The organism is Mesorhizobium sp. M0590, from assembly GCF_040320905.1.
In the GTDB taxonomy this organism is placed as follows: Bacteria; Pseudomonadota; Alphaproteobacteria; order Rhizobiales; family Rhizobiaceae; genus Mesorhizobium.
The window spans coordinates 97,446-117,703 of sequence record NZ_JAMYQN010000019.1 but is presented as its reverse complement, the minus strand read 5'-3'; the positions used below and the strand labels follow the sequence as shown (position 1 = coordinate 117,703).

The window sequence follows — 20,258 nt, the reverse complement described above, 5'->3', positions numbered from 1 at the left end:
AGCCGGCGGCGATCATCTTCATGCGAAAGCCGATCATGTCCGCCAGGCTGTGGACGACCTGGTCCGGGCAGCGCGGATCGTCGATGCAACGCGCCAGACGCTCGGCCACCCGCAACCGCTTTTCCACCTCGGCCAAGGCCAGAACGCCGCTGTTGGACGACAGCATGCCGCCGTCGAAACGGGCGACGACGGACTTGCCGCCGACTGATGACAAACCGCTCAGCGGCAGCGCAAGATCGTTCATGGTGGGTGTGGTCTCCGGGAAATGGTTCGGATCGGCTTAAGCAACCAAATCCTACGTCATTTCAACGGCTTGCGCCACATCCACCAACCCCCATGAATTTGGTTAGGTTGATGCGGCGTGCCGCCGCCGTGAGGCCGCGCTCGCTCAGCAGCGCGTCGAGAACGACGAGAAGATTCAGATCGAGCCCTTTGAAACGCATGTCTTAGCTATCCATAGCGTGGATGCATTTGATTGAAACAAACGATTTTACCAATTTTCCGGAATGTCGCATGGACTTGGCAGGACCTCACGTGCGCCGATCACTGCCTCTATCGCGTGGCGAGTCCCTTGAGAAGAGCCCGAAAGAGGAAATCTGTCGCGTGCGGTGGAGATTGTACTGGGAATGAGAGGCAGCGCTCCGATCATGTCGAACTCTCCGACGAATGGCGGACCGGTACAATAGTTGATCGCAACTGGTCCGGAGCTATGAAACATCTCGATTACATATGAGGTGCCGAGTGAATACGCTGACAGCACCCACCGTCGCAGCGTTTAGCTGACGTTTGACGACGGTTCCTATCCATTTACACGCAGATTCTTGATGTGCTGGCGCAAAAGCGGGAGGCCGGCGACTTTTCTTCGTCATCGGGCTGACGCCGCAGAAGCCGGAACTCGTCCGGTTCCTATGGGCATTGGGCTTGGTCGGTCGCACAGGCTCTATGAGGGGCAATTTTGGCAACGCGACGCGACTCGGGTTTTGAACGACGCCGAAAACGCAAGCTGGAAAGGAACAAGATGGCAGATCAACTCGCCAACGAAATAATCGCCATTATCAAGAAGCGCGCCGCGTCGGAGGGCGGCATAGCGCCTGCCACAGGCGGCGAGATAACGGCTGCCACGGGACTGACTTCGCTCGGTATCGATTCACTGGGATTGGCGGACGTTCTCTGGGACCTGGAGCAGGCCTACGGCATCCAGATCGAGATGAATACGGCCGAGGCATGGTCGGATCTCCAGAATGTTGGGGACATGGTGGAAGCCGTGCGCAGCTTGCTCGCTAAGGGGGTGTGAATGGACAGGCGCGTCGTGATTACTGGGATTGGCGGTATTTGCGGGCTTGGGACCAACGCCGCCGCCATTTGGACAGAGATGCGAGAAGGCCGCTCCGCCATCGGCCCAATCGTCAACTCCGAGCTCCATGAATTGAGGGTCAGGATCGGTGCCGAGATCAAGGCGCTGCCGGAGCATGACATCGACGGCAAGCAACTCATCTCCATGGACCGCTTCAGCCTGCTCGCTGTGCTTGCGGCGCGCGAAGCCATGCGTCAGGCCGGACTTTCCTCCAAAGAGGGAAATAGGTATCGCTTCGGTGCGACGGTGGGCGTTGGCGGCTGCGGGTGGGATGCGATCGAGCAAACCTACCGCGCCATCCTTCTGGGCGGTAAGCGTGCCGCTCTCTTGACTGTACCCAAGGCGATGCCGGGTGCCGCTGCCGGCCAGGTCAGCATGAGTCTCGGCCTGCGCGGGCCGGTCTTCGGCGTCACGTCCGCCTGTTCCTCGGCAAACCATGCGATTGCCTGCGCGGTGGACCAGATCAGGCTCGGCCGGGCCGACGTGATGCTTGCCGGCGGCAGCGAAGCGCCGCTCATATGGGGTGTGCTGAAGGCATGGGAAGCGATCCGCGTGCTTTCGCCCGATACTTGCCGGCCATTCTCGGCCGATCGCCAGGGCCTGTCGCTTGGTGAAGGTGCCGGCATGGCGGTGCTGGAAAGCTACGAGCATGCCCTGGCTCGGGGCGCCACCATCCTTGCCGAAATTGCCGGTGCCGGCCTTTCCGCCGATGCGTCCGACATCGTCGCGCCGACTGTCGAGGGGCCGGAGGCAGCAATGCGGGCCTGCCTTGCCGATGCCAGGCTGGACGCCGAGGATGTCGACTATCTCAACGCGCACGGCACCGGCACCAAGGCCAACGACCAGATCGAGACGGCGGCGATCAAGCGCGTCTTCGGTCAGCACGCCTTCTCAATGTCCATTTCTTCTACCAAGTCCATGCACGCGCATTGCCTCGGCGCGTCCGGCGCGCTCGAGTTGATCGCCTGCGTGATGGCTATCCGCGAGAGCGTCGTGCCGCCGACTGCCAATTATCGTGAGCTGGACCCCGATTGCGATCTCGACGTCACGCCCAATGTGGCACGCGAGCGCAAGGTGCGCGTGGCACTGAGCAACTCCTTCGCCTTTGGCGGCACGAACGCGGTTCTGGCGTTCAGGCAGGTGTAGAAGCCATGAGAGATGCCTCCGGCAACATTATCTCTCGCATCCAGATGCTTGCCGGATAACGTTGTGAAGGGCGGGTCATTGACCGCCTCGGCGAATGCGGGAAGTGGCAGCGGAAGCTCGACGATCCGGGGGTATCGTCTTTGCGAAATTCTTAACTGTTGAAGCGGCTTGGACGTACCGCCGCCCCGTAAAAGGTAAGCGAGGCCCTGCGGGCTCGGCTTGAGGGTCTGAAGCTGTACACGACAATGTCTGGAAGCCGCAGGGTCGGCTCTGCGCCCGTTATAGTCGCCTGAGTGCTGCCGGCCCGGCCGCGCCGCGGGCGCCGTCAACGAACTCCTTGAACCTGCGGACCTTGCCTGTCTTGGCCGACGCTTCGAGGCGCGCCGTCGTGCTGGCCTCCAGATCCGCGACATGCTTGCGCAGGGTCGTGGTGGGCGCGAGGCCAAAGATGAAGTCGACGTCGTTGGCGCGGCACCAGTCGATGACCTGCGGGTTGCAATAATGGTTATCGCCGCGGAGCAGGATTCGAATGTTCGGCCAGTTGATCCGGATCGCCCGCACCAGACGGCGCAGGTGGGGGCGGATCTCAGCCCCACTCGGCCGCTTGGCCGGTCGCAGGATCGCGCTGACGAACCGTCCCGGACCATCGAACACGACGATCGGCTGGAAGCCGTACTCGTCATGGTGGGCATTGAACAGGCGAAGCTGTGGGCCTCCGTGCACAGCGTCGAAGGTGTCGTCAATGTCGAGTACGATCCGCTTCGGCACCTGCCGGAACGAGGCGCAATAGAGATCGACCATCGCCCGTCCCATCGCGACCAGCTCCCGCACGCCGGGCAGGTTCTCCAGCCGGCACAGCGTCGATTGCGACGCCAGATCCCGACCCGACGGCAGCGCATCCTGGGCCATCTTGAAGACCGGATCGCAGCGCAGCCGGTTGGCGTCGTTGCCGTCCTCGTAGCCGGCGGCGATCATCTTCATGCGAAAGCCGATCATGTCCGCCAGGCTGTGGACGACCTGGTCCGGGCAGCGCGGATCGTCGATCCAACGCGCCAGACGCTCGGCCACCCGCAACCGCTTTTCCACCTCGGCCAAGGCCAGAACGCCGCTGTTGGAAGACAGCATGCCGCCGTCGAAACGGGCGACGACGGACTTGCCGCCGACTGATGACAAACCGCTCAGCGGCAGCGCAAGATCGTTCATGGTGGGTGTGGTCTCCGGGAAATGGTTCGGATCGGCTTAAGCAACCAAATCCTACGTCATTTCAACGATCAGATCCCGAGCAGCCAGCCAGTATTCGACCGTCGCTGGCGCCTCCGCCCACTGAGGCCTTGTGCTTCCTCCAGCGAGTCAAGCCGATCACCATGCGTGTCGCCAGTTCTGGTGCTCACCCACATGCCATTTGCGATCTTGTGTCGGTGAGAGCACCGCAAGCACCTCCCCTGCTAGAGGGCAAGGCGGCTTGCGTCGCCCGTGTTGTTACTATTCTTCGCTGGGGTCGGAGTTTTTTCCTTGGCTTCGGTTGGGACATTCGGCTTTGCAAAAAAACAGGCCATCGTGGTCGATCGTCACGCCCCCGAGTTCGGCGGCACGATGGGACGACGACGGCAGCGCAAGCTCCATTTGCGCGAGGGGCTCGTCCCTTCAACTACTTGACGCATTTGCGCTTTGCGTACCTCCGTGCATGTTGCTCGATGGCAGGCGGAGACCTCCGTCTAAACGATCGCGCATCTATGCAACGCCCACGCGTTGATCGCCATCATCGCGGCGATCGCTTTGCCGCGATCGCCGCAGCCGTTTTCGAGCACGACAATCATGCCAGGCGGTGTCGGCAGCGATGCGCATGCAAAAATTCACAGATGCATTCTGGCCAAATGCTAGCTGCCCAGCAAATGTCCGGCATTTCGCAAGGCCCCTAGGAAGAGACTGGCATGGCCGTTGGCATTGATCTTGGCCTGCATCGACAGGGGCATGCTGTGCCAGTTCTCCAAGGGCGCAGTGAAATGTGAGAACGTACCGTTGACGATGCAATGGTGGGTAACAAGGCCCTGTCTGTCCAACGCCAGCACGCCGATCTGGTCGCCCTGATATCGGATGGCTGCGACCCGCTGGACCTCCGCGTCACCGTCGACCCGCACGTCGAAAAGCAGGATGCCGCGGCTCCTGGTGGCTACCTCGGCGGCCTTTTCTGCGAAGCTTAAGGAGAGCGAGCGAACGCTTTCGACCGCCAGCTGTAAAATCATCAAATCCAGTTCATCCACTGCCATAAGATACCTGCGCGCAACACATGGGTGATAGCAATCGACCACACCGCTTGTTCACAGATGTCGGCTCACGACCGATCATTCAGGGTTTGCCGGTCGTCTATTGACCGAGGGCGTGCTCCGGTTCGAACCGATCCTGAAGCGGAATGCGCTGGATCTACGGAGCCCGAGGAGCAGGCCAGCCAAAGTTGCCGCGACAATTGATGTCGTGATCATTCCAGACATCTGCATCGGCGTCGCTGAACATCCACTGGTAAGTCCGTTCTCTTGCGGCAAGCCCATCCTCGGGCCGTCTTGTACCTGAAGCCCTCGCGGTGGCGTCCCTCGAAGCTCGGGACCGCCGGGCGCTTGATCGTCGAGAACTTTGTTTACGAAGGTCCGGACCTCCTGCAGAGCTTATTCTGGTGCGCTCGCCTTTGAGCATTCCGCTGAAGCGTGACGTTTCGCTAGTCAGTGTTCCTTGCAGGCTCACCGCGAGGGCGCCTTGCACACAGCGGCACGTCAGCGCATGAAACTCGTCCCCCGTTCACTTCACAAAATGGATTTCCTGAAGTACTGGGAGCGCAGAGAAATCTCCGGTCGCAGCCTACCCGGTTAAAACAAGGACCCAAAAATGAAGACTCTCGTCGTCTGCTCCGGCGGATTGGACTCCGTTACCCTTGCTCACAAGGTGGCAGCGGAGCACGAACTCGCCGGCCTCCTATCTTTCGATTACGGCCAACGGCATAGAAAGGAATTGGGCTTCGCCGCCCTTTGCGCGGAGCGACTGAGCGTCCCGCACCGCATCATCGACATCCACGAGATCGGCGGCGGCCTTTCCGGCTCCGCGCTGACCGATAATGTGGACGTGCCCGACGGGCACTACGCCGAAGACACGATGAAGGTCACGGTGGTGCCGAACCGGAACGCCATCATGTTAGCCATTGCCTTCGGCTTCGCCGCAGCGCACGGCGCTGACGCGGTGGCGACGGCCGTGCATGGTGGGGATCATTTCATTTATCCCGACTGCCGTCCGGCCTTCATCGACGCTTTCCAGATGATGCAGGACCACGCGCTCGACGGCTACGCGAAGATTCGCATTTATGCACCCTATGTGAATCTCACGAAGGCGGACATTGTTAGGAATGGAGCAGCATACGGCACGCCATTTGCGCAGACCTGGTCCTGCTACAAGGGCGCCGAGCGTCACTGCGGGAGGTGCGGGACCTGCGTCGAGCGGCGCGAGGCGTTTCATCTCTCTGGGCAGCCGGACCCCACCGACTACGAGGACTCCGACTTCTGGCTCGATGCGCTGCGAAGGAGGACCGCGTAATGTTCCGCATCACCAAGGAATTCCACTTCTCAGCCTCGCATCAGCTCACCTCGTTGCCACCCGATCACCAATGCGCGCGCCTGCACGGGCATAACTACATCGTTGAAGTGGAGCTTTCAGCGAATGGACTGAACGACAACGGCTTCGTGCGCGACTATCACGATTTGGCGCCATTCAAACGCTACATCGACGAGAGCTTCGACCATCGACATCTCAACGACGTGCTGGGACATGAGCAAGTCACGGCGGAATATCTGGCCAGACATTTTTATGAATGGTGCAAGGCACGCCTGCGCGAAACCTCGGCCGTGCGGGTGAGCGAAACACCGAAAACCTGGGCGGAATACCGGCCATGACCGATACGCATCCCGCAATCCGCGTGAGTGAGATTTTCGGGCCGACGATCCAGGGCGAGGGCGTGCTCATCGGTTTGCCGACGGTCTTCGTCAGAACCGGCGGGTGTGACTATCGCTGTTCCTGGTGCGACAGCCTGCATGCGGTGGACAATCAATTCCGCCATGAATGGGAGATGATGTCCATTGGCGCGGTGTGGCAAAACGTGCTTGCGCTTTCCGGTGGCCGCCCGCTGATGGTGTCGCTGTCAGGCGGCAATCCGGCCATCCAGCCGCTCGGCGCGCTCATCGAGCGAGGCCATGGTGAAGGTTACCGTTTTGCGCTGGAAACCCAAGGTTCGGTGGCCAGAGACTGGTTTGCCGACCTTGACGTGCTAGTCCTCAGCCCAAAGCCGCCGTCAAGCCAAATGACGACCGATTGGGCCGCTTTCGAGGCGTGCCTCCAGGCGGCACAAGGCAGGCCGCAAGTCGTGCTCAAGCTCATTGTTTTCGATGAAAGGGACTACGCCTACGCGAAAGACGCCGCTGCGAGATTTCCGCGACTTCCGATCTATCTGCAACCCGGCAATCACACGCCGCCACGCCCCGCAAATGAAGACGCGCCTGTCGACCTTGACGGAATATTGAAGCGCATGGAGTGGCTGGTTGATAGCGTGACCCGCGACAGGTGGTTCGAAGCCCGTGTGCTGCCGCAGCTGCACGTTATGCTCTGGGGTAACAAGAGAGCCGTCTAGCCTAGGCCCGCTTTTCACTGAAACTGTGCCGGCGGATATTCGGGTGGACGGGTTGTCCCAAGCTTTACGGCGCTGCCGGGATGCTTGCGGACTTCTGCCACCGGCACCAAGAGCGTGGCCAGCCGCTTACGACTCGGATTGTTGCCGAGGCTCGGTTTCGACGGGCGTCGGCCTGGCGCGAACCAATCAAAGGTTAGTGCGAGCCACGGGTGGATAGTATGGTGGTGCGATTCGGCGGCGCCTGCTGCAGCTGGCACGGTCCTTGCGGATTCTTGTTGCAAGGCCGAAGGGAGCTGTCGGCCGACAACCATGATCTGGCCAGGACGATTGTCGACTGCTTCCGATACAGAAAAGAGGCCGGACTCGACGTGGCGCTTCAGGGACTGCGAAATGGAATACGGCGCCGGAAGGCACGACCGGACGATATCGTCGCTATGCCAAGACGCGTCTGGTCCGCTCCGAATCCTGTCTCGACACGACGGTCGCCGATCAACAGTGAAAAATGTAGCGCAATCGGTTCACGATCGACTGAGAACCATGACCGTTCCTCTGCGGTGCTCAGACTGCCGCTGAGTGCCTGGCCGTTCCACTTTCGAAATATTTGTCGAATTTTGCCGCGATGCTCCTGACAAAGGGCCGGCTTTCCGCAGGCACGACGAAGCGGTCACCATCAAGTTCAAGCAACCGCGCAGGATCTTGGAGGGCCGTGGAACTCGCTCGGACGAGAAGTCTTTGGCCGGCTTCGCCAAAGCGCTCCACCAGCTCAATCGCCGAGAAGGCGAAGTCACACATCAGCCGCTCGATGATCCAGCCGCGAACACGGTCGTCGTCGGAAAGCGCGATACCCCGAACAGCGGCCAGCCCGCCATCAGCAACCATGCGTCCATACTCGGCGGTCGAAGGCATATTCTGTGCATAGCCCTGGCGAAACTGGCTGATGGACGATGGGCCGAGGCCGATCAAGGTCTCGTAGCGGTCCTCGGTGTAGCCTTGGAAGTTCCGGTGCAAAGTCCCGGCGCGGGCCGCAAGCGCCAGCCCATCGCCCGGCTTGGCGAAATGATCGAGCCCGATTGCTTCGTATCCCTGGTCGATGATCGCCCGCGCTGCCAATTGCGATTGAGCAAATCGCTCCTCTGGCCCTGGCAGCCACGCCTCGTCGATCATCGTCTGATGTTTCTTGAACCACGGCACATGGGCGTAGCCAAAAAGCGCGATCCGATCCGGTTCCAGGGTCAGTGCCTGTGCAACCGTGGAGGCGACGCTCTCCCTGGTCTGATGCGGCAGGCCGTAGAGCAGATCGAGATTGACGGATTCGACGCCGCGCGAACGAACGCCATCAACAACCGTCTTGGTCTGCAAAAAGCTCTGCTCGCGGTTGATCGCTTTCTGCACTTTCGGGTCGAAATCCTGGACGCCGAGGCTCGCACGGGTCATGCCGATTTCGGCAAGTGCATCGAGGCGGGCATCGTCCATATCGTTGGGGTCGATCTCAACGCTGATCTTTGCACCGGGCAGAAACGTGAAGCTGTTGCGCAGGACGGTTCCCAGCGCCACCAGATCCTCCGGTTTGAGCATCGTCGGCGAACCGCCGCCGAAATGGACGGCACGCACGCGGCCCTTGCCTGCGACAAGACCGGCGACGGTGGCGATCTCGGCATGCAGTGAGCGAAGATATGTGGTCACTGATTCGTAGTGGCGTGTCTGCTTGGTGTGGCAAGCGCAGAACCAGCAAAGCTTGTCGCAATACGGGATGTGCAGATAGAGCGAGATCTCATCGCCATCGTTGAGCGCCTGCAGCCAGCCACGACAAATTGCAGCATCAATGCCTGTATGAAAATGCGGCGCTGTCGGATAACTGGTATAGCGCGGGACGTTCTCGCCAAGTCTGGCAGCTAGCTTCAGTCGCATGTCGTGGTCCACCGTGTTTGCGTCGCCGGAACTGTGGATGCTTGGATGAGCCTAAGCCCTGATTTCGATCAACCTTCAGCACGGACAAACTGCCGCAAGGATTTTTCTACCGTCGATTGCTATCCTGCCCGCACTGGACCGGTAGAGCGATCGAATGACATTACGGCAGGACATTCACAGTTCCGGCATTCCCGTTCTTTGCCTGTCTTGCGAGGCACGGCACCGCGGTGTCTGTGGTGCGCTCGAACCAGACCATTTGGCTCAGCTCGCCAAGACGTCGTCGCGGCACAATATCGAGCCGGGGGTCGAACTGATCGGCGACGCCGAGGCGGTCGACTGTTATTCAAACGTGCTTTCAGGCGTGGTGAAGCTCACGAAGAGCCTTTCGGACGGCCGCCAGCAGATCGTCGGTCTCCAGTTCGCGCCGGATTTTCTGGGACGGCCCTTCAAGATGAAAAGCGCGATCAATGCGGAAGCGGCAACAGCTGTCTCGCTATGCTCGTTTCCGAGAGCGGCCATCGAACGGATGATGAAGGAATCACCGGAATTTGTGCATCGCCTGTTCAAGCAGGCGCTGAACGAACTCGACGAGGCACGCGAATGGATGGTGACTCTGGGGCGCAAGACCGCACCGGAGAAGGTGGCGAGCTTTCTCCTCATGATCGCCCGGAACATCGATTCCAGTGTTGACCCGGCGGCCAGCTCGGCGTGCTTCGAGCTGCCGATGACGCGTGCCGACATCTCTGATTTCCTTGGAATTACAAACGAGACCGTGAGCCGTCAGCTGACCAGCCTGAGAATGGACGGCGTGATTCGGATCGAGAACAACCGCCGTGTCACCGTGGACAGCATGAGCCGGCTGGAACGGCGCTGCGGCGGCCGAGGCGCAACCGCCGTTTGAATGACACCGAAGCTGCATGGCCTACGTCACTTACTTCGTTCGGGGCAGGGCATGCTCGCGTTGGGCTTAGAAGAAGTCGCATAGCGACAGCCCGCTCTCCATCCGATCGCATGAGCCAGGTGCGTTTCGGCCAACTCGTCGGAGAAGCATCCATCCTCGACGTGCTCGACGTGCAACCGGCTGTTCCAGGCAGGATCGCACTCGGCCGAAGTCATTACGCCTCATACGCAGGGGAAAATCGCCGTCTCCCCGAACCATGAATGTCACGAAGGCAGCGCAACGCTGGCGCTGGCTGTCCCAAGGCATTGAAACGATCGACGTTCGGCAAGGCATCTGCCCACTTTCCAGCGTCACAGAAGGCGCGCTTCCCCACACGCCCGCGATCGCCTCCATACCCGGCCCGACCGGGGACGCGGGGCCTGTCCATAAGCGTGGCGGCCGGTGCTGCGCTTCCACATTCGATCGCCACAGTCTGATCGCACCGAACTCGATGCTGCTCGAAGCAAAATCGTGCGGCTCTGACATGGATCAGGGCGAGCAGGCCACGGCTGCGCAATAAGGCACTGCGGTTGGCGCCCGCCGGAATTGGAAATCGGGGCTTGCGATGAAATTCGGCACAGAGATCGTCCTTCTAAGCCTGTTTGCGTTTGCGGCCCTGGTGGCTGCCGGCTTCGGCGTAGATGAACCTTTTCGCCGGCATATGTGGGTTTTGTTCTTCGCCGTGGCTGGCTTCACTGCGATTCTGTTGCGCAACACGGAGTTCAAGCCGGCAGTTCCGATCGACCCCGCCGCTTACATGGATGGGCCGATCCGCTTCGGTGCCGTCGCCACCGTATTCTGGGGCGTCGTCGGCATGCTGGTCGGCGTGGTCATCGCCCTGCAGCTCGCCTACCCCGATCTCAACATCCAGCCCTGGTTCAATTTCGGCCGACTGCGGCCTTTGCATACTTCCGGCGTGGTTTTTGCCTTCGGCGGCAATGCACTCATCTGCACGTCACTTTATGTCGTGCAGCGGACCTGTCGTGCCAGGCTGTTCGGCGGCGATCTCGCCTGGTTCGTGTTCTGGGGCTATCAGCTGTTCATCGTCATGGCGGCAACCGGCTACCTGCTCGGTATCACCGAGAGCCGCGAATACGCCGAGCCCGAATGGTATGTGGACCTGTGGCTGACCATTGTCTGGGTCGCCTATCTCATCCTGTTCCTCGGCACGATCCTAAAGCGCAAGGAACCGCACATCTATGTCGCCAACTGGTTCTACCTTGCCTTCATCGTGACCATTGCGATGCTGCATGTGATCAACAACCTGTCGATGCCGGTCTCCTTCCTGGGCTCCAAGAGCTATTCAGCCTTCTCCGGCGTACAGGACGCCCTGACGCAATGGTGGTACGGCCACAATGCCGTCGGCTTCTTCCTCACCGCCGGCTTCCTCGGGATGATGTATTATTTCGTGCCCAAGCAAGCCAACCGACCGGTCTATTCCTACCGGCTGTCGATCATCCACTTCTGGGCTTTGATCTTTCTCTACATCTGGGCCGGTCCGCACCACCTCCACTACACCGCCCTGCCGGACTGGGCCCAGACGCTCGGCATGGTGTTCTCGATCATGCTGTGGATGCCGTCATGGGGCGGCATGATAAACGGCCTGATGACGCTCTCGGGCGCCTGGGACAAGCTGCGCACCGACCCGATCATCCGTATGATGGTGATGGCCATCGCCTTCTACGGGATGTCCACCTTCGAAGGCCCGATGATGTCAATCAAGGCCGTCAACTCGCTCTCGCACTACACCGACTGGACCATCGGTCACGTCCATTCGGGCGCGCTCGGATGGGTTGGCATGATCTCGTTCGGCGCGATTTATTTCATGGTCCCGAAGTTATGGAACCGCGACCGGCTTTATTCGCTGCGGCTCGTCAACTGGCACTTCTGGCTGGCGACGCTTGGGATCGTCGTTTACGCCGCGGTGATGTGGGTCTCCGGCGTCATGCAGGGCCTGATGTGGCGCGAATACAACGAGCAGGGCTTCCTGGTCTACTCCTTCGCCGAAACCGTCGCCGCCATGCATCCCTACTACATCATGCGTGCCATCGGCGGCGCGATGTATCTGTCGGGCGCCCTCATCATGGCCTGGAACGTCGCCATGACCATCCTCGGCTACCAGCGCGAGGAGGATCCGATGCCGCGCTCCATCCCCGCCCTCCAGCCTGTGCGATCAGGAGCCAGAAAATGGGCCTGATGGACAGACACGCGGTCATCGAGAAGAACGCCACACTTCTTCTCCTCGGGTCCCTGCTGGTCGTAACCATCGGCGGTATCGTCGAGATCGCGCCGCTCTTCTATCTCGACAACACCATCGAGAAGGTCGAAGGCATGCGGCCCTATTCGCCGCTCGAGCTCGCCGGGCGCAACATCTATGTGCGTGAGGGCTGTTACCTCTGCCACAGCCAGATGATAAGGCCGTTCCGCGACGAGGTCGAGCGCTACGGCCACTATAGCCTGGCGGCCGAGTCGATGTACGACCACCCGTTCCAGTGGGGCTCGAAGCGCACCGGGCCGGATCTCGCCCGGGTCGGCGACCGCTACTCGAACGGATGGCACGTCCAGCATCTCACCGAGCCGCGTTCGGTGGTGCCGGAATCGATCATGCCGAGCTACGCGTTCCTGAAGGACATGCCAATCGAGGTGAAGGATTTCTCGACGCATCTGATCGCCAACAGCCGTGTCGGTGTGCCCTATTCCGACGACATGATCGCTCATGCCAATGCCGATCTCATGGCGCAGGCCGATGCGAATGCCGATACATCGGGCCTGGAGAGACGCTATCCGAAGGCCAAGCTTGGGGACTTCGACGGCGATCCGCAGCAGTTCACCGAAATGGATGCGCTGGTCGCCTATCTCCAGATGCTCGGCACGCTGGTCGATTTCAGGACCTATGACGAAGCCGCCGGTTACCGCTGAGGAGAATGGCGATGACCTACAATTTCATGCGGGAGTTTGCCGACAGCTGGGGCCTGCTTGCCATGGCACTTTTCTTCCTCGGATGCGTTGCCTTTGCATTTCGTCCCGGCAGCCGCAGGCAAGCCGAGAGAGCCGCTCACATTCCTCTCAAGGACGACTGATCATGGGCAGCGAGCATATCGACGAGGTTTCGGGCATCTCGACGACCGGCCATGAGTGGGACGGCATCAAGGAACTCAACAACCCGCTTCCGCGCTGGTGGGTCATCACCTTCTACATCACCATTGCCTGGGCGATCGGCTACACCGTCGTCTATCCGGCATGGCCGATGCTGACCTCCGCGACCAGGGGTGTGCTGGGGTATTCGAGCCGCAAAGACGTCAAGATTGAACTGGCGGCGGCCGAAGTGGCCAAGGGCAAATATGTCGCTGCCATTCAGGCGAAGACCGTCTCCGAGATTACTGCCGACGATACACTACGCGAATTCGCGGTCGCCGCAGGTGGCGCCGCGTTCAAGGTCAATTGCGTGCAGTGCCATGGCTCGGGCGCTCAAGGGTCCAAGGGTTTTCCCAACCTAAACGACGACGATTGGCTGTGGGGTGGCAACGCCGAACAGATCCAGCAGACGATTGCGCACGGCATCCGCTTCGCATGTGACCCGGATACGCGCCTGTCGGAAATGCCTGCTTTTGGCGACATCATCACGACGGATCAGATCAAGCAGGTCGGCGCCTATGTCGCAAGCCTCTCCGATCCTGTTCAGGACACAAGCCTGATCGAACTCGGCGCCAATGTTTTCGCCGAGAATTGTGCGGCCTGTCATGGTGAGAATGCAAAGGGCAACAGGGAGCTCGGCGCACCCGACCTGACCGACGCGATCTGGCTTTACGGGTCTGGCGAAACAGCCATCGCCGCGCAGGTCCGCGCCCCGAGGCATGGCGTCATGCCGGCCTGGATCGGGCGTCTCGGCGAGATCAAGGTCAAGGAACTCGCGGTCTATGTCCATTCGCTTGGCGGCGGAGAATAGGAACGCAAGCCTATTCTCGTCCTCCCCCCAACCGCCAAGCGACGAGGCCCGGCGCGAGCCGGGCCTCGGCATCATCCAGAAACCGATGGGTCGGGCTTCCGGCGAAATCGTCGCTGGTGACTGGAGCTTCTCGTGCTCGATAACACGCAAATAGAACGGCTCGAAGCCGATGCGGTCAACTCCGCCAAGACCCGTCAGCCGCTCTATGCCGGACGCAAGAAGATCTTCCCGAACCGGGCTTCTGGCAGTTTCCGCCGCTTCAAGTGGTCGGTGATGGCAATCACGCTGGGGATCTACTACCTGACCCCCTGGCTGCGGTGGGATCGCGGGCCATTTGCCCCTGACCAGGCCGTGCTGGTCGATCTTGCCAACCGCCGCTTCTACTTCTTCTTCATCGAGATATGGCCGCAGGAATTCTACTACGTCGCCGGCCTGCTGGTCATGGCCGGTGTCGGCCTTTTCCTGATCACATCCACCGTCGGCCGGGCCTGGTGCGGCTATACGTGCCCGCAGACCGTGTGGGTCGATCTGTTTCTGGTCGTCGAGCGAGCCATCGAGGGCGACCGCAACGCGCGCATCAAGCTCGATGCCGGTCCCTGGACTGCGCGCAAACTCGTGCTGCGAACATCGAAACACGCCATTTGGCTGGTCATAGGGGTGCTGACCGGCGGCGCCTGGATTTTCTATTTCGCCGATGCGCCGATGCTGCTTGGGGAACTCTTCACCGGCACCGCCGCCCCCGTCGCCTACATCACCGTCGCCGTGCTGACGGCGACGACCTATACGTTCGGCGGGCTGATGCGCGAGCAGGTCTGCACTTACATGTGCCCATGGCCGCGCATCCAGGCGGCCATGCTCGACGAGAATTCCCTCACCGTCACCTATAATGACTGGCGCGGCGAACCGCGCTCGCGTCACGCCAAGAGGGTCCTTGCCGCCGGGCAGCCCGTCGGCGACTGCGTCGACTGCAATGCCTGTGTCGCGGTGTGCCCGATGGGGATCGACATTCGTGATGGCCAGCAGCTTGAATGCATCACCTGCGCGCTCTGCATCGATACCTGTGACGGTATCATGGACAAGCTCGGCAGGGAGCGCGGACTGATTTCCTATGCGACGCTGGCCGACTACAACGCCAATGTGATGCTGGCGACCCCGGGCGGCTCCGGTTCAGTCAACCCGTCACTGGTCAGGAGCGCTGACGGCCTGTTCTCCGACAAGGTGGCCCGTTTCCATATTCGCAAGATCTTTCGCCCGCGCACCTTCATCTACATGGGCGCCTGGTCGGCGGTCGGTCTCGCGCTGCTCTATTCGCTGCTGACCCGCGAACGGCTCGAATTGAATGTCCTGCACGATCGCAACCCGCAGTTCGTGACGCTGTCCGACGGTTCGATCCGCAACGGCTACACCGTCAAGCTGCTCAACATGATCCCCGAACCAAGAACGATCATTGTCACGATGCAGGGCCTGCATGGAGCCGAAATAAGCGTTGTCGGCATCGACCTGCCGGCGGATCGCTCCTTCGCCGTCCCGGTCGAACCCGACCGGCTGAAGATGCTCAAGGTTTTCGTGCGTCAGCCGGCAGATCAGGTTCGGGGTGCAGCGCAAAGCTTCAAGTTCCGGGTCGAAAACAAGGCAACGTTCGAATCGGACGAATATACGGCCACTTTCAACGCACCGGAGAGCGCCAGATGAGCGACACCTCGCGACAATCCCGCGAATTCACCGGCAGGCATATGCTGTTCACCATCCTTGGCTTCTTCGGCGTGGTCATAGCGGTCAATCTGGCGATGGCGACGCTCGCCAACACGAGCTGGACCGGCCTTGTCGTCGAAAACACCTATGTGGCGAGCCAGCAATTCAACAAAAAGGCCGAGCAAGGGCGAGCTCAGGCGGCCCTCGGCTGGACTGGCAAACTGACCATCGCAGGCGGTGAGGTCCGCTACAGCCTCACCGATGCTGTCGGCAAGCCGGTTGCCTTGCATGGCGTCAAGGTGCTGTTCCGTCATCCCGCCTACGAGGCCGAGGACAAATCCGTCACTCTTGAGGCTGCCTCCGGTCAGATATTCGCCGCGCACCACACGCCCAAGGATGGCCTCTGGATCGTCGAAATCGACGCCGATGCGAGCCTTGCGGAACCCTATCGCGACGTTCGCCGGATCATGATTTCCCACGGGGCGCTGCAATGAGCTGCTGCGCGCCAGGCGCCGAAATGGCATTGGACCTGGAAAAGGTCACACTGGTCCTGCCTTCTGGCCAGGAAATCAGACTGGCGAGCCGCTCGATTGGCGAAAATCTTCGCCAGACCGACCTCTCGGTGCCGGCTGTGCATTGTGCCGCCTGCATCCAGACGATCGAGACGGCGATCGGCAAGCTAGATCGCGTCGAAGGCGCTCGTGTCAATCTTTCGACGAAACGTGTTTCGGTCCGGTGGCGCGGCGAGGAGGTTCCGCCATTCGTCGCCACACTTGGACGGCTGGGCTATGGCGCGCACCTGTTCGATCCCGAGGCTAGCGGGAAGGACAAGACGCTCTCGGAACTGATCCGCGCCGTCGCGGTCGCCGGCTTTGCGGCGGGCAACATCATGCTGCTATCAGTCTCCGTCTGGTCCGGCGCGCAAGGCGCGACCCGCGACCTGTTCCATTGGGTCTCGGCCTTGATTGCCATTCCTGCGCTCGCTTTCGCCGGCGGCATCTATTTTCGCTCGGCCTGGAATGCGCTGCGCCACAGCCGCATGAACATGGACGTGCCGATCGCGGTCGGGGTATCGCTCGCTTACGCCATGAGCCTCTACGAGACGATCAACCATGGCGACCATGCTTATTTCGACGCGTCGGTGTCGCTGCTGTTCTTTCTGCTGATCGGCCGCACGCTGGATCACGTGATGCGGGAACGGGCACGGACGGCCGTAAACGGACTGGCTCGGCTGGCGGCGCGCGGCGCCATGGTGCTGCGCGAGGATGGTTCGCGCGACTACTTGCCGGTTGGCGAGATCGAACCAGGAATGGAGCTCTTGATTGCGGCTGGCGAGAGGGTGCCCATCGACGGCAGGATCATTGGCGGGGCATCGGATCTCGACTGTTCCCTGGTTTCCGGGGAAAGCACGCCCAGAACGGTGGGCCCGGGGGCGCAGGTCCAGGCCGGTACACTCAATCTCACCGGTCCGCTGACCATCGAGGCGACGGCCGCCGCGAAGGATTCATTCCTGGCCGAAATCGTTCGGCTGATGGAAGCGGCAGAGGGCGGCCGCGCCCGCCATCGCAGGATCGCCGATCGCGTCTCCGCGCTCTATGCCCCCGTGGTCCACCTCACCGCCTTTGTGACGTTCCTCGGCTGGATGGCGGCGACCGGCGACTGGCACCGGGCAATAACAATCGCGATCGCCGTTTTGATCATTACATGCCCGTGTGCGCTCGGTCTCGCCGTGCCGATCGTGCAGGTGGTCGCTGCGCGGCGGCTGTTTGAAAGCGGCGTCATGGTCAGGGACGGCTCCGCCATGGAGCGCCTGGCGGGGATCGACACGGCATTGTTCGACAAAACCGGCACGCTTACGCTCGGACTGCCCAGGCTGATCAATGCGCCGTCCATCGATCCGACGATGCTCGCCATGGCGGCCGAGATGGCAGCGCATTCCCGCCATCCCTTTTCGAAGGCAATCGCTGGCAATGCAGCCTTTGCCGGCCAGCCGAAACTCGCGTCCGTCAGCGAGCATCCGGGCTTCGGCATCGAAGCCATCGCCGAGGGCAGTACCTGGCGGCTGGGTCGCCGCGGATGGCGTGAGTGGAAAGCTCGGATCGGCGGCGAAGGCAAACAAGGCTATGGCGGAACCGTTCTGACGAAGGACGGGGTCATTGTCGCGACTTTCGATTTCGAGGATGAGCTGCGTGCCGATGCCAAGGCGGCCATCGAGCAACTGAACGGCGCCGGCGTGTCGGTGGAGATGCTGTCGGGCGACACAGAAGCTCCCTGCGGCGAAGTTGCGGAAGCACTGGGCGTCGAGCGCTTCGTTCCCGCGTTGCTTCCCTCCGGGAAGGTCGAACACGTCGAAGCATTGACGCGAACTGGCCACAAGGTGCTGATGGTCGGCGATGGGCTCAACGACACGCCTGCATTGGGCGCCGCACACGTTTCGATAGCTCCGGCCACGGCGGCGGATATCGGTCGCAACGCCGCGGATTTCGTGTTCCTGCGTAAAAGTCTTCTGGCGGTCCCACTTGCTTTAGACATTTCGCGGAAGGCCGGACGGCTGATCCGGCAGAACATCGCCCTCGCGATCGTTTACAATGGCATCGCCGTGCCGGTCGCCATCCTGGGGCACGTTACGCCACTGATCGCGGCGGTCGCGATGTCCGCCTCGTCCCTCCTGGTCATCGGCAATGCGCTACGCTTGCAAGGTTTCGTGTCAAATGCATCGGTGCAAGATGCCCGACATGACAGGCACTCCGACATTGGCGCACTGGCACAATCCTCATGACGACGCTCGCCTACCTCATACCTGTGGCCCTGTTCCTCGGAGCGCTTGGGCTGGCCGGGTTTCTGTGGGCCTTGAGGAGCGGCCAATATGAAGATCTCGATGGCGCCGCCGAGCGGATCCTGATCGACCGCGACGAGCCACGCAGCTGAGCCAGCCTGCCCTGCAACGACTCGCTCGAATATTTTCCGCGGTTGCTTCGCGTCATGCCGATTTCGGCGCGCGACGGGTGCGAACCGATCAGCCAGAATACGTTGCCGAATTTCGGCCAGGAAAGTGCTGCGTTTGTGCCGCTTCGCGCATTGCTATTTTCCATACGTTTCCACATAATTCAATAAGTTAGCGGGCATCTCTCCATTGGCCTCCACAGGTCTACGCGGGGCGATATTATAAGAATATTAGACGAGTCGCGGGGGAAGTAATGCCAAGAACGCTTGAAGAGTCGCCGGTCACGACTAAGGCCGCGCGTGCGAAATTGGCGCCCGGAACTCATTGGCGATCAATCGACCCGACCGTGCACCTGGGCTACCGCGTCGCGCCGCGAGGTGGGCGTTGGGTGGTGCGCTTGACGGCAAGTACCGGCAAGAAACGGTTGCGACTGCTGACGATGCGATGGACGCGGACGGCGTGACGTGTCTTTCTTTCCAGCAAGCAGTCGGCGCGGCACGAAGACTGGTCGAGGCAAACGTATCGAGGCCGTCTCAAAGGCCGCTGGCGACCCTGTAACCGGCCGCAGTGTCACCGAGGCTTACATATTAGAACGCGAGAAGGTTGAGCGCGCTCGCGGCGCTCGCCTTGATGCCGGCAATCGTATGCGAAAGCACATTCTGTCCGACGCCGCTATTGCTGACAAAGAATTGCATTGCTTGACGGAAGCCGACCTGCAGGATTGGCGCGGCCGTTTGCCTGCCGATTTCGCCCGAGCAACCGTGCTCCGCGTTAACAACGACTTCAAAGCTGCCCTGAATGCGGGCGTCAGCAAGCACGCACGGCGGCTTCAATCCTTGAATGCCTCTCACATCGGCGTCATCGTCAAGAACGGCTTGGCTGCGACGGATGCGGTTTCCCCCGTTGCCCGAGATAAGATCATACGCACGGCGGACCCGCACGCCTCCGGTAGGCTCTGGCTGTCCGGCACAACTCATCTATCGGGCGACGAGCCGCGCATAGAGAGTGTCGCGAGCACGCGCCTGCACTGATAGCATTCGGGGATTCTAGACCTCTGTTTGTATATCGCAAACGTAAAAATCAGTAATCGTTTGCATATCGTAAACAACATGGGAAGATATCTTCCGCCATCACCTAATAAAACGTGGCAAGCGCGTTTTGTACTTGATTTTCGAATGGATTTGTCGAAGTGTGAGTGAGCCGGCGAGTGATGTAAACACTCGCCGGCTCTAACCACAACCGAAGAGGACGCTTCGACATGGCGGTCACCCAAAATATAGAATTGCCCGAATTCAGCAAGTTGATCTTGGCTGCAGCCAGGCTCGCTAAAGCCGGTCAAGACCAAGATCTTGGCGAACCAATCGACGTCAGGACCGGCGGAACCTATCGCACCCGAGGCGGCCTCTGTGTCGGGCCGCTCCGCCCTTTTCGAGACGAGGAGGACGGCGCCCACACCGATGCCGCCGGGCGTTCCGCATGGTTCTTCGCCCCAGGTATCGGCGCCTATGACCGATACGGCTGCATCCTGTCCGGCGAGATCCCGGAAAGCCAGTTGGACTGCGTCGCCCCGTGGCCTCGCAACCTCTTGATATTGATCTAGAATTCTCAAACAAGGGAATGCAGACATGATCGCTTTCGAAACCGGCAAGACCTTGACCGCCGAAA

At 60.9% G+C, this 20,258-nt stretch carries 20 protein-coding genes and 2 pseudogenes; 17 read left to right on the top strand and 5 right to left on the bottom strand.

From position 1 onward, the window contains the following. Together NKI52_RS26170 and NKI52_RS26165 are read right to left on the bottom strand one after the other, a co-directional pair. A partial coding sequence (locus NKI52_RS26170; RefSeq protein ID WP_352700262.1) for a transposase occupies nucleotides 1-244 on the bottom strand: 244 nt, incomplete at its 3' end. A gap of 97 nt (nucleotides 245-341) precedes the next feature. Beyond that, nucleotides 342-443: pseudogene (locus NKI52_RS26165) on the bottom strand (LysR family transcriptional regulator); the annotation flags it as partial. A 575-nt stretch (nucleotides 444-1,018) separates the two neighbouring features. On the opposite strand from NKI52_RS26165, the gene NKI52_RS26160 reads away from it, so the two are divergent. Continuing rightward, nucleotides 1,019-1,294 (top strand): acyl carrier protein, encoded by a 276-nt coding sequence (locus tag NKI52_RS26160; protein ID WP_352458906.1) that lies wholly within the window; start codon nucleotides 1,019-1,021, stop codon nucleotides 1,292-1,294. Next, nucleotides 1,295-2,500: a beta-ketoacyl-[acyl-carrier-protein] synthase family protein gene (locus tag NKI52_RS26155; protein ID WP_352508066.1), complete on the top strand. Its 1,206-nt coding sequence runs from the start codon at nucleotides 1,295-1,297 to the stop codon at nucleotides 2,498-2,500. Nucleotides 2,501-2,818: 318 nt separating this feature from the next. Here the strand turns inward: NKI52_RS26155 and NKI52_RS26150 are convergent. Both NKI52_RS26150 and NKI52_RS26145 read right to left on the bottom strand, forming a co-directional pair. Beyond that, nucleotides 2,819-3,703: pseudogene (locus tag NKI52_RS26150) on the bottom strand (IS1380 family transposase); the annotation flags it as partial. A 674-nt stretch (nucleotides 3,704-4,377) separates the two neighbouring features. Continuing rightward, nucleotides 4,378-4,767, bottom strand: coding sequence for a hypothetical protein (locus tag NKI52_RS26145; protein ID WP_352595649.1), 390 nt, complete (start codon nucleotides 4,765-4,767; stop codon nucleotides 4,378-4,380). A gap of 610 nt (nucleotides 4,768-5,377) precedes the next feature. Between NKI52_RS26145 and queC the strand changes: the two genes are divergently transcribed. The 3 genes from queC to queE are packed head-to-tail and all read left to right on the top strand — an operon-like array spanning nucleotide 5,378 to nucleotide 7,163. After that, nucleotides 5,378-6,076, top strand: a complete 699-nt coding sequence (gene queC / locus NKI52_RS26140; protein WP_352474109.1) for a 7-cyano-7-deazaguanine synthase QueC — start codon at nucleotides 5,378-5,380, stop codon at nucleotides 6,074-6,076. Continuing rightward, the gene (gene queD / locus NKI52_RS26135; RefSeq protein ID WP_023722053.1) at nucleotides 6,076-6,432 is read left to right on the top strand and encodes a 6-carboxytetrahydropterin synthase QueD; all 357 of its coding nucleotides are present in this window, start codon (nucleotides 6,076-6,078) and stop codon (nucleotides 6,430-6,432) included. The genes queC and queD overlap by 1 nt, the downstream gene beginning before the upstream one ends. Continuing rightward, a complete protein-coding gene (gene queE / locus NKI52_RS26130; RefSeq protein WP_352453860.1) occupies nucleotides 6,429-7,163 on the top strand; it encodes a 7-carboxy-7-deazaguanine synthase QueE in 735 nt (244 codons plus the stop codon). Before queD ends, queE begins: the two co-directional genes overlap by 4 nt. A 558-nt stretch (nucleotides 7,164-7,721) precedes the next feature. On the opposite strand, the gene hemN is transcribed toward queE, so the two are convergent. Continuing rightward, entirely contained in the window at nucleotides 7,722-9,071 is a 1,350-nt protein-coding gene (gene hemN, locus NKI52_RS26125; protein ID WP_352700261.1) for an oxygen-independent coproporphyrinogen III oxidase, read from the bottom strand. Between the two features lie 154 nt (nucleotides 9,072-9,225). On the opposite strand from hemN, the gene NKI52_RS26120 reads away from it, so the two are divergent. The 12 genes from NKI52_RS26120 to NKI52_RS26065 all read left to right on the top strand — a co-directional run bounded on the left by NKI52_RS26120 (nucleotide 9,226) and on the right by NKI52_RS26065 (nucleotide 20,193). Continuing rightward, nucleotides 9,226-9,972 carry a Crp/Fnr family transcriptional regulator gene (locus NKI52_RS26120; protein WP_352700260.1) on the top strand — a complete coding sequence of 249 codons (747 nt, stop codon included), beginning with the start codon at nucleotides 9,226-9,228 and terminating at the stop codon, nucleotides 9,970-9,972. 256 nt (nucleotides 9,973-10,228) lie between these two features. Beyond that, entirely contained in the window at nucleotides 10,229-10,531 is a 303-nt protein-coding gene (locus NKI52_RS26115) for a hypothetical protein (protein ID WP_352700259.1), read from the top strand. 45 nt (nucleotides 10,532-10,576) lie between these two features. Then, complete coding sequence (gene ccoN / locus NKI52_RS26110; RefSeq protein ID WP_352474113.1) at nucleotides 10,577-12,208, top strand: cytochrome-c oxidase, cbb3-type subunit I; 1,632 nt, start codon at nucleotides 10,577-10,579, stop codon at nucleotides 12,206-12,208. After that, nucleotides 12,199-12,930 carry a cytochrome-c oxidase, cbb3-type subunit II gene (gene ccoO / locus NKI52_RS26105; RefSeq protein ID WP_352700258.1) on the top strand — a complete coding sequence of 244 codons (732 nt, stop codon included), beginning with the start codon at nucleotides 12,199-12,201 and terminating at the stop codon, nucleotides 12,928-12,930. Before ccoN ends, ccoO begins: the two co-directional genes overlap by 10 nt. An 11-nt stretch (nucleotides 12,931-12,941) precedes the next feature. Continuing rightward, nucleotides 12,942-13,091: a cbb3-type cytochrome c oxidase subunit 3 gene (locus NKI52_RS26100; protein WP_352457387.1), complete on the top strand. Its 150-nt coding sequence runs from the start codon at nucleotides 12,942-12,944 to the stop codon at nucleotides 13,089-13,091. 2 nt (nucleotides 13,092-13,093) lie between these two features. Continuing rightward, nucleotides 13,094-13,957, top strand: coding sequence for a cytochrome-c oxidase, cbb3-type subunit III (ccoP, locus tag NKI52_RS26095; RefSeq protein ID WP_352700257.1), 864 nt, complete (start codon nucleotides 13,094-13,096; stop codon nucleotides 13,955-13,957). Between the two features lie 132 nt (nucleotides 13,958-14,089). After that, complete coding sequence (gene ccoG, locus NKI52_RS26090) at nucleotides 14,090-15,649, top strand: cytochrome c oxidase accessory protein CcoG (protein ID WP_352700256.1); 1,560 nt, start codon at nucleotides 14,090-14,092, stop codon at nucleotides 15,647-15,649. Next, nucleotides 15,646-16,143, top strand: coding sequence for a FixH family protein (locus NKI52_RS26085; protein WP_352700255.1), 498 nt, complete (start codon nucleotides 15,646-15,648; stop codon nucleotides 16,141-16,143). Before ccoG ends, NKI52_RS26085 begins: the two co-directional genes overlap by 4 nt. Then, on the top strand, nucleotides 16,140-18,428 hold the full coding sequence (locus NKI52_RS26080) for a cation-translocating P-type ATPase (protein ID WP_352700254.1): 2,289 nt from the start codon (nucleotides 16,140-16,142) through the stop codon (nucleotides 18,426-18,428). Before NKI52_RS26085 ends, NKI52_RS26080 begins: the two co-directional genes overlap by 4 nt. Further along, nucleotides 18,425-18,577, top strand: a complete 153-nt coding sequence (gene ccoS / locus NKI52_RS26075) for a cbb3-type cytochrome oxidase assembly protein CcoS (protein ID WP_023679633.1) — start codon at nucleotides 18,425-18,427, stop codon at nucleotides 18,575-18,577. The genes NKI52_RS26080 and ccoS overlap by 4 nt, the downstream gene beginning before the upstream one ends. 480 nt (nucleotides 18,578-19,057) lie before the next feature. After that, the gene (locus tag NKI52_RS26070; RefSeq protein ID WP_352700253.1) at nucleotides 19,058-19,624 is read left to right on the top strand and encodes a hypothetical protein; all 567 of its coding nucleotides are present in this window, start codon (nucleotides 19,058-19,060) and stop codon (nucleotides 19,622-19,624) included. Between the two features lie 227 nt (nucleotides 19,625-19,851). Beyond that, the gene (locus tag NKI52_RS26065; RefSeq protein WP_352700252.1) at nucleotides 19,852-20,193 is read left to right on the top strand and encodes a hypothetical protein; all 342 of its coding nucleotides are present in this window, start codon (nucleotides 19,852-19,854) and stop codon (nucleotides 20,191-20,193) included. Nucleotides 20,194-20,258: the final 65 nt, after the last annotated feature.